Origin of the sequence: Sulfitobacter sp. HI0129 (assembly GCF_001635395.1) — a bacterium.
Taxonomy (GTDB): domain Bacteria; phylum Pseudomonadota; class Alphaproteobacteria; order Rhodobacterales; family Rhodobacteraceae; genus Sulfitobacter.
The window spans coordinates 1-292 of record NZ_LWGH01001077.1; the positions used below are offsets into that span (position 1 = coordinate 1).

General features: G+C 74.0%; 1 protein-coding gene. It reads right to left on the reverse strand.

Annotation, left to right across the window (positions count from 1 at the left end):
- A partial coding sequence (locus tag A3764_RS22695; protein WP_201722503.1) for a DNA-processing protein DprA occupies window positions 1-292 on the reverse strand: 292 nt, incomplete at both ends.

Below are 292 nucleotides of genomic sequence, written 5' to 3' on the forward strand. Positions count from 1 at the left end.
CCTTGCAGGACCTTCCGGGGCGGGGTGGCCTCCGCCCCCAGTGATTGCAGCGCTTCCAGCACATCGGCGGCGTCCCGCACCAGCGTCGCCCCGTCCCGCAGCAGCAGGTTGCAGCCCGCCGCACGGGCGTCGAACGGGTGGCCCGGCACGGCCAGCACCTCGCGCCCCTGATCCAGCGCGTCCCGCGCGGTAATGAGCGCGCCCGACCGCGCGGCACCTTCCACCACCACCGTCGCCGCCGACAGGCCCGAGATGATGCGATTGCGCAGCGGGAAATGCCGCGCCAGCGGTT